Genomic DNA, 8385 nt, shown 5'->3' with positions numbered 1-8385 from the left:
GAGCGTCGCCCGCGACCAGTGGATGTATTGCGACCCGGACAATTTCGACCTGAAGGCCGCGGCGGCCGCTCACCATGGCGTCAGCATCGAGAACGTGGTCGTCGGCGAAGGCATTGACGGGCTGCTTGGCCTTGTGGCCCGCATGTATGTCGCGCCGGGCGATGCGGTGGTGACCTCGCTCGGCGCCTACCCGACCTTCAACTTCCACATCGCCGGTGTCGGCGGACGGCTGGTGACGGTGCCTTACGCCAACGACAGGGAGGACCTCGAGGGGCTGCTGGCCGCGGTTCGCCGGGAAAAGGCGCCGCTGGTCTACCTGTCCAATCCGGACAATCCGATGGGGAACTGGTGGGAGGCGCCGGAGGTCATCCGCTTCATCGAGGCGCTGCCGGAAACCACCATGCTGGTGCTGGACGAGGCCTATGGCGAGTTGGGCCCGGCCTCGGCGCTGCCGCCGATCGATGTCGCGCGGCCGAATGTCGTGCGCATGCGCACCTTCTCCAAGGCCTACGGACTGGCCGGCATTCGCTGCGGCTACGCGGTGGCAGAACGGGAAGTGATCCGCGACTTCGAGAAGATCCGCAACCATTACGGCGTCAGCCGCATGGCGCAGATCGCCGGCCTCGAGGCGTTGGCCGACCAGGACTATCTGAACTCAGTGGTGGCGCGCGTGGCGGCCGGACGCCGCCGCATCGCGGCCGTCGCCGAAGAGAACGGCCTGAAGCCGCTGCCCTCGGCCACCAATTTCGTCACCATCGACTGCGGTCATGACGGCGCCTTCGCGCTGAAGGTGATGCAGGCCCTTTTGTCGCGCGACGTCTTCATTCGCAAGCCGATGGCGCCACGGCTCGACCGCTGCATCAGGGTCAGCGTCGGCCTCGACCATGAGCTCGACATCTTCGCCGAGGAATTGCCCGGCGCGCTGGCGGCGGCAAGGGGGAACTGATCCAGGCATCCGGCTTCTGCCGTGGTTGGCATTCAAGTGGCGCAGGCCGCAAATAGCGGTTTGCTGCGTCGTCCATGAGAGCTGGAATCCGTGGCCACCAGCGTCTGCCGCGCCGGCGCTGGCAATTTCACATTCTTGCGGTTTCCAGCAAGCGGCTCACGCGGCTCAGCGCATCCGAAAGCGCCAAGGCTTCCTCGCCGCCGAGCTTGGCGATCAGGCGGGCGAGATCACGGTCCGTCGCCGCCTCGAGATCGGCCAGCGCGGCCTCGCCGCGCGAGGTCAGCGAAAGAACGGGCAGCCCACCCTCCGGGCCGGCGCGCATTTCGGCCAGCCCCATGGCGGTGAATTTCCGCAGGACCCTCAAGAGGTAGGCTGGGGCGAGGCCCAGTTCGCCGGCCAATTCGGATGCAACCGGGGCGAGATCGAGATCAAACATGCGCGCCAGGAAGCCGGCCCGGCCGCCAGCGGTCCGGGAACCGCGGCCAAGCTCGAACAGCACGCGGGCTTCGATCAGGGTGTAAGGGCTCTGCATCAAGGTCTCATCGAGCAGCCCAACCAGCCCGGTGTAGAACCGGTTGAAGCGGCGGATCTCATCAACCAGGGCTTCGTGCGGCATACAGACCTCCTTTCAGAGACTTTTACGAGGTCCCGATAATTTCCCTGTCAGTTGACTTGGTCAACTATTTAATTGACAAGGTCACCTGACGATGAAGCCCGTTGCATTTGATCCGTTCTGCTCCAGATTGATGGGAAAGATCTGGAGCGGGCAATGCAGGGTCGGAAAAGAGCCGTGCGAGCGCGCATAAGCGGCACGGTGCAAGGCGTGAGCTACCGGGTGTGGACGCACCGCGAAGCCATGCGTCTTGGCGTGACGGGCTGGGTGCGCAACGAGGCCGACGGCTCGGTCACAGCGCTCATCGCCGGCTCCCATGCCGCGGTCGACGCAATGATCGACCGCCTTTGGCAAGGGCCGCGGGGCGCGCTGGTCTCGGCGGTCGAGGTCGAGGAAGCCGCGGATGACGCGCCTGCCGAGTTCACGATTGTCGCTTAGGCCCCTTTCCTCGCCCCCACGGTAGTGGGGGAGAGGTGGCGCGGCGAAGCCGCGACGGAGAGGGGGACAGCGCTACTTTGATGAATTTCAGAGCAAACCCGCCAACGCTGCAGCCCCGCTCCGTCTCGGGCTTCGCCGGAGCCCACCCACCTCTCCCCCGCTTTGCGGGGGCGAGGAACAATCTATCCCATGCGCCTTGAATTAATTGAACGTTTGTTTTATTAATGCCCCACAGAGGCAAGCATGGCACGCACCACAGGCTCCGACGGAGAAAAAACCGAGGCAGCCGTCCGCGAGGCGGCGGTCAACCTGATCGCGCGCCTAGGCTACGAGGCGATGTCGATGCGCCAGCTCGCGGCCGAAGTCGGGGTGCAGGCCGCCGCGCTCTACCGTTACTTCCCGACCAAGGAAGACCTGCTGTTCACGCTGATGCGCGAGCATATGGAAGGCCTGCTGGAGGCTTGGAATAACGCACGGCCGGCAACGAACGATCCGGTGGCGCGGCTCGCCGCCTATGTCGAGAACCACATCGCCTTCCATATCGAGCGGCGCCACGCCACCCATGTCTCCAACATGGAATTGCGCAGCCTCTCGCATGAGCGGCTGACGCAGATCCTGAAGATGCGCACGGCCTATGAGAAGGAGTTGCGCGCGATCCTGCGCGACGGCGTGGAAGCCGGTGTCTTCGAGATCGACGACACCGGGCTTACCGCCATGGCGCTGATCCAGATGATGACCGGCGTCATCGTCTGGTTCCGGCCGGGCGAGCGGCTGTCGATCAGTGAGGTCACCACGACATATCTTTCGATGACAATGCGCCTGGTCGGCGCGACAATCAGCCATGGCACCGCGCGTCGTTCCGAGCGCGCCGGGGACGCCGTGGCACTCTGATACAGGCATGATCCCCACGAAGATCGGGGCATGCGCGGGAGGAACGGCATGTACACGAGCACACTGAATTTCGGGCTCGATCCGGATATCGAGACGTTGCGCGATACGGTGCGGCGCTTCGCCCAGGACAGGATCGCGCCGATCGCGGCCGAAATCGACCGCGCGAACGAATTCCCGGCGCATTTGTGGAGCGAGTTCGGCGCGCTCGGCCTGCTCGGCATCACCGCCGATCCCGATTTCGGCGGCAGCGGCATGGGCTATCTTGCCCATGTCGTGGCGATGGAAGAGATTTCGCGCGCGTCGGCCTCCGTCGGCCTTTCCTACGGCGCGCATTCCAACCTCTGCGTCAACCAGATCAACCGCTGGGCCACGCCGGCGCAGAAGGAGAAGTATCTGCCGGCACTCTGCAGCGGCGAGAAGGTCGGCGCGCTGGCGATGTCGGAGTCCGGCGCCGGCTCGGATGTGGTGTCGCTGCGGCTGCGCGCCGAAAAGCGCAACGACCGCTATGTGCTCAACGGCTCGAAAATGTGGATCACCAACGGCCCTGACGCCGAAACGCTGGTGGTCTACGCCAAGACCGATCCGGAGCGCCACTCGCGCGGCATCACCGCCTTCATCGTCGAGAAGGCCTTTGCCGGCTTTTCAGTGGCGCAGAAACTCGACAAGCTTGGTATGCGCGGCTCCAATACCGGCGAGCTCGTCTTCGAGAATGTCGAGGTGCCGTTCGAGAATGTGCTGCACGAGGAAGGGCGCGGTGTGGAAGTGCTGATGTCGGGCCTCGATTATGAGCGCGCTGTGCTCTCCGGCGGGCCGATCGGGCTGATGGCGGCCTGCCTCGACGTGGCGGTCCCCTATGTGCACGAGCGCAAGCAGTTCGGCCAGCCGATCGGTACTTTCCAGCTTGTGCAGGGCAAGCTTGCCGACATGTATGTGACGGTGAACGCCGCGCGCGCCTATGTCTATGCGGTGGCGGCCGCCTGCGACCGCGGCGAGACCACCCGCAAGGACGCCGCCGGCTGCGTGCTGTTCGCCGCCGAAAAGGCGACGCAGATGGCGCTCGACGCCATCCAGCTCCTCGGGGGCAACGGCTACATCAACGACTATCCGACCGGACGGCTGTTGCGCGACGCCAAGCTCTACGAGATCGGCGCCGGCACCAGCGAGATCCGCCGCTGGCTGATCGGGCGCGAGATCATGGCGGAGGGGAACTAGTGCGCTCGGGTTGTGACCTTCGTCGAGCTTTCATCGACCCGCTTGCGGGCAGCTTCGGCGAGCGTGTCAGATACCCACTGGTTGATCGATTTGCCATCGCTTGCGGCCGCCTTGCCAAGCAAGGCATGGATTTCCGGCGTGGTGCGGAGAGCGAGCTTGCCCGAATAAGGTTTCTGCGGATCGACGCCACGCTCTTTGCAAAAGGCAAGGTAGTCATCGACGCTGTCGTGGAACGATTTCACCAATTCCTCGGCGGTCTCGGCCTCGAAGGTAACGATGTCGCGGATGCCAAGGATGCGGCCATGGAATACCATGTCCTCGTCGTCGAATTCGATCGATCCGGCATATCCCTTGTAAAGCTTCATGGCCTTATTCCAACGTTCGTCAAAAACTCTCTGATCTCCCTGACCGCCCACCGCTTGGTATCGGGTGACGGATGCGGGCGGTGGAGGAACAGCGTCCGGCCGGATATTGTGAACCGGACGCGCGAGCCGCTGCCCTCTGAAACCTCAGCGCCTAGTGCTATCAACAACGCCTCGACATCGCGCCATTTGATCGAGGCGCTGACCGGGTTCGCAAATATCCTGTCCAGCGTCTGCCGGTGCGCGGCTTTCGTGACTTTTCGCCCTGCCCAAATCGAGTACCCTGATGGCCGACTCCTCTAGGGTTAGGGCAAGAGCCCAAAGTGATACTAAAATATGATATCATCTGAGGTTCGTCAATGCCTGCCCTCGCCTCCCAGATCTCCCCCTCCTCCGACACCTTCCGCGCCAATGCCGAGCGCATGCGGGCGCTGGTCGCCGACATCGCCGAGAAGGCGGCCGGCATCGAGCGCGGCGGCTCGGACGAGGCGCGCGAGCGCCACCAAGGCCGCGGCAAGCTCCTGCCGCGCGAGCGGCTGGCGCAACTGCTCGACACCGGCTCGCCCTTCCTCGAGGTCGGCCAGTTCGCGGCATGGTCGATGTATGGCGAGGACATTCCCGCGGCAGGCATCATCACAGGCGTCGGCCGCGTCGAAGGGACCGAGGTCATGGTCGTCGTCAACGACGCGACGGTGAAGGGCGGCACCTACTATCCGCTGACGGTGAAGAAGCATTTGCGCGCGCAGGAAATCGCGCTGCAGAACAATCTCCCTTGCATCTACCTGGTCGACAGCGGCGGCGCCAATCTGCCCAATCAGGATGAGGTGTTTCCCGATCGCGAACATTTCGGCCGCATCTTCTACAACCAGGCCAACATGTCGGCGGCCGGCATCCCGCAGATCGCCTGCGTCATGGGTTCCTGCACGGCGGGCGGCGCCTATGTGCCGGCGATGTCGGACGAGACGATCATGGTGCGCAACCAGGCGACCATTTTTCTCGGCGGCCCGCCGCTGGTGAAAGCCGCCACCGGCGAGGATGTCAGCGCCGAGGAGCTCGGCGGCGCCGATGTCCATACCCGGCTTTCCGGCGTCGCCGATCACTATGCGATGGACGACGAGCACGCGCTGGCCATTTGCCGGCGTATCGTCAAGAACTTGAATCGGAACAAGGCCGTAAGCCTCAACCTGCAGAAACCTGTATCGCCGCTTCACGACCCGCATGAGCTTTACGGCATCGTGCCGACGGATTTGCGCCAACCTTATGACGTCCGCGAGGTGATCGCCCGTCTCGTCGACGGTTCCGAGTTCGACGAGTTCAAGCAGAATTACGGCACCACCTTGGTCACCGGCTTTGCCCATTTGCATGGCATGCCGGTCGGCATCCTCGGCAACAATGGCGTGCTGTTTTCGGAAAGCGCGCTGAAGGGCACGCATTTCATCGAGCTCTGCTGCCAGCGCGGCATTCCGCTGATCTTCCTGCAGAACATCACCGGCTTCATGGTTGGGCGAAAGTACGAGGCCGGCGGTATCGCCAAGGACGGCGCCAAGCTGGTCATGGCGGTCGCGACGGCGCGCGTGCCCAAGCTCACGGTGATCATCGGCGGCTCGTTCGGCGCCGGCAACTATGGCATGTGCGGCCGGGCCTATTCGCCCCGCTTCCTGTGGATGTGGCCGAACGCGCGCATTTCGGTGATGGGCGGCGAACAGGCGGCGACCGTGCTCGCCATGGTCAAACGCGAAGGCATCGAGCGCAAGGGCGGCCAATGGAGCGCCGAGGAGGAAACGAAGTTCCGCAAGCCGATCCTGATGAAATACGAGCATGAGGGCCACCCGCTCTATTCCTCGGCACGGCTCTGGGACGACGGCATCATCGATCCGGCCAAGACGCGCGAGGTGCTGGCGCTCAGCCTCTCGGCGGCGCTCAATGCCGGGATCGAGGAGACCAGATTCGGCGTGTTCAGGATGTGACGATGAGCGGCGTCAATGACAGGATCCGCGTTCACACCGGCGACATCACCAAGCTCGCGGTCGATGCCATCGTCAATGCCGCCAACTCCTCGCTGCTCGTCGGCGGCGGTGTCGACGGCGCCATCCACCGCGCGGCAGGCCCTGAACTGAGCGCCGAGTGCCGCACGCTCGGAGGCTGCAACACCGGCGACGCCAAGCTGACCGAGGGCTATCGCCTGCCGGCACGCTACGTCATCCATGCGGTCGGGCCGGTCTGGCAGGGCGGCGGCAAGGGCGAGGCGGAACTGCTTGCCTCCTGCTACCGGCGCTCGCTCGAGATCGCCCGCGACCATGACTGCCAAACGATCGCCTTCCCGGCGATCTCGACCGGCATTTACGGCTTTCCGAAGGACGAAGCGACCGGGATCGCCGCCGGTATTGTAAGCGGCTTCCTGCAACAGAATGCAGTACCGCAGATCGTTACTTTCTGCTGCTTTGACGAGCCGACGGCGGAACTATACCGGCAAGCCGTTGCTGCCATCGGGGAAAGCTGAACTGATGACCAAAAAGAAGACGACCTCGTTAGACCACTCCCTTGGTAAGGGAGTGGTCGTCCATCATGTTGGACGAACGCTTGCCGGGATAGGCTGGCGGGACAGTACCCCCCTCTGGCCTGCCGGACAATGTCCGGTAGGACAGAGGGGGGTGCTCAAGCGCCGTGCTTCTCTCGCGGTTCGAACCTTGCTGGGGGAGGCTCCATGTTCGGCAATATCCTGATCGCCAATCGCGGCGAGATCGCCTGTCGCGTCATCCGCACCGCGCGCAAGCTCGGCGTGCGCACTGTCGCGATCTACTCGGATGCCGATACCCGCGCCTTGCATGTCGAGATGGCCGACGAGGCGGTGCATATCGGCGCCTCGCCCGTCGGCGAGAGCTATCTGCGCGGCGACAAGATCATTGCCGCGGCACTTGCCACGGGCGCGCAAGCCATCCATCCGGGCTACGGCTTCCTTTCGGAGAACCCCGACTTCGTCGACCAGGTGACCGCCGCCGGGCTCGTCTTCATCGGGCCGTCCGCCGCCTCGATCCGCGCCATGGGGCTGAAGGATGCCGCCAAGCGGCTGATGGAAAAGGCCGGCGTGCCAGTGGTGCCGGGCTATCACGGCGAGGCGCAGGAAATCGTGCTGCTCGCCTCCAAGGCGCGCGAGATCGGCTATCCGGTGCTGATCAAGGCGCGCGCCGGCGGCGGCGGCAAGGGCATGCGCCGCGTCGACCATCCGGACGATTTCTCCGACGCGCTGTCGGGCGCGCGGCGAGAGGCCAAGACCGCCTTCGGCGACGACCGCGTGCTGGTGGAAAAATATGTCGATAAGCCGCGCCATATCGAGGTCCAGGTGTTCGGCGACAATTTTGGCGGCGCGGTGCATCTGTTCGAGCGCGACTGCTCGGCGCAGCGCCGCCACCAGAAGGTGATCGAGGAGGCGCCCGCCCCCGGCATGACGCCCGAGTTGCGCGACGCGATGACGGAAGCCGCCGTGACGGCCGCCAAGGCAATCAACTACTCGGGCGCCGGCACGATCGAGTTCATCGTCGACGCCTCCGATGGCCTGAAAGCGGACCGCTTCTGGTTCATGGAGATGAACACGCGGCTGCAGGTCGAGCATCCCGTCACGGAGATGGTCACCGGCGTCGATCTGGTGGAGTGGCAGCTCCGTGTCGCCTCCGGTGAAAAACTGCCGAAGACGCAAGACGAGATCGTGCTTGCCGGACACGCTATCGAGGCGCGCCTTTATGCGGAGGACGCATCGAAAGGCTTCCTGCCGGCGACCGGCACGCTCCACCATTTGAAGTTCCCCGACGCGCCGCCCGAGGGCACCGCCATCCGCATCGAAACCGGCGTGCGGGCCGGCGATGCGATCTCGCCCTTTTACGATCCGATGATCGCCAAGCTTGTGGTCCACGCTGAGCACAGAACCG

General features: G+C 64.4%; 10 protein-coding genes. 7 read left to right on the top strand and 3 right to left on the bottom strand.

What is annotated here, in order from left to right; genetic code table 11:
- The coding region (locus EOA29_RS17175) for a pyridoxal phosphate-dependent aminotransferase (RefSeq protein ID WP_127221186.1) at positions 1-946 on the top strand (946 nt) is incomplete at its 5' end.
- 127 nt (positions 947-1073) lie between these two features.
- Here EOA29_RS17175 and EOA29_RS17170 read toward each other — a convergent pair.
- Positions 1074-1562, bottom strand: coding sequence for a MarR family transcriptional regulator (locus EOA29_RS17170; RefSeq protein ID WP_127221185.1), 489 nt, complete (start codon positions 1560-1562; stop codon positions 1074-1076).
- 153 nt (positions 1563-1715) lie between these two features.
- Between EOA29_RS17170 and EOA29_RS17165 the strand changes: the two genes are divergently transcribed.
- The 3 genes from EOA29_RS17165 to EOA29_RS17155 all read left to right on the top strand — a co-directional run bounded on the left by EOA29_RS17165 (position 1716) and on the right by EOA29_RS17155 (position 4100).
- A complete protein-coding gene (locus EOA29_RS17165) occupies positions 1716-1997 on the top strand; it encodes an acylphosphatase (protein ID WP_126094955.1) in 282 nt (93 codons plus the stop codon).
- 243 nt (positions 1998-2240) lie between these two features.
- The gene (locus EOA29_RS17160; RefSeq protein ID WP_127221184.1) at positions 2241-2888 is read left to right on the top strand and encodes a TetR/AcrR family transcriptional regulator; all 648 of its coding nucleotides are present in this window, start codon (positions 2241-2243) and stop codon (positions 2886-2888) included.
- Between the two features lie 48 nt (positions 2889-2936).
- A complete protein-coding gene (locus EOA29_RS17155) occupies positions 2937-4100 on the top strand; it encodes an isovaleryl-CoA dehydrogenase (protein ID WP_127221183.1) in 1164 nt (387 codons plus the stop codon).
- Here EOA29_RS17155 and EOA29_RS17150 read toward each other — a convergent pair.
- Positions 4097-4516 carry a type II toxin-antitoxin system HicB family antitoxin gene (locus tag EOA29_RS17150; protein WP_348628892.1) on the bottom strand — a complete coding sequence of 140 codons (420 nt, stop codon included), beginning with the start codon at positions 4514-4516 and terminating at the stop codon, positions 4097-4099. The genes EOA29_RS17155 and EOA29_RS17150 overlap by 4 nt on opposite strands.
- Positions 4462-4629: a type II toxin-antitoxin system HicA family toxin gene (locus EOA29_RS44025; RefSeq protein ID WP_348628891.1), complete on the bottom strand. Its 168-nt coding sequence runs from the start codon at positions 4627-4629 to the stop codon at positions 4462-4464. Before EOA29_RS44025 ends, EOA29_RS17150 begins: the two co-directional genes overlap by 55 nt.
- A gap of 192 nt (positions 4630-4821) precedes the next feature.
- On the opposite strand from EOA29_RS44025, the gene EOA29_RS17140 reads away from it, so the two are divergent.
- From EOA29_RS17140 to EOA29_RS17130, 3 genes are all read left to right on the top strand, one after another.
- Positions 4822-6429 carry a carboxyl transferase domain-containing protein gene (locus tag EOA29_RS17140; RefSeq protein ID WP_127221182.1) on the top strand — a complete coding sequence of 536 codons (1608 nt, stop codon included), beginning with the start codon at positions 4822-4824 and terminating at the stop codon, positions 6427-6429.
- 2 nt (positions 6430-6431) lie between these two features.
- Positions 6432-6962 carry an O-acetyl-ADP-ribose deacetylase gene (locus EOA29_RS17135; protein WP_127221181.1) on the top strand — a complete coding sequence of 177 codons (531 nt, stop codon included), beginning with the start codon at positions 6432-6434 and terminating at the stop codon, positions 6960-6962.
- Positions 6963-7166: 204 nt separating this feature from the next.
- The coding region (locus EOA29_RS17130; RefSeq protein WP_127221180.1) for a biotin carboxylase N-terminal domain-containing protein at positions 7167-8385 on the top strand (1219 nt) is incomplete at its 3' end.

It is taken from the genome of Mesorhizobium sp. M1E.F.Ca.ET.063.01.1.1, assembly GCF_003998155.1.
GTDB lineage: Bacteria > Pseudomonadota > Alphaproteobacteria > Rhizobiales > Rhizobiaceae > Mesorhizobium.
The sequence above is the reverse complement of the archived record's forward strand: the minus strand, read 5'-3'. Positions and strand labels throughout refer to the sequence as shown.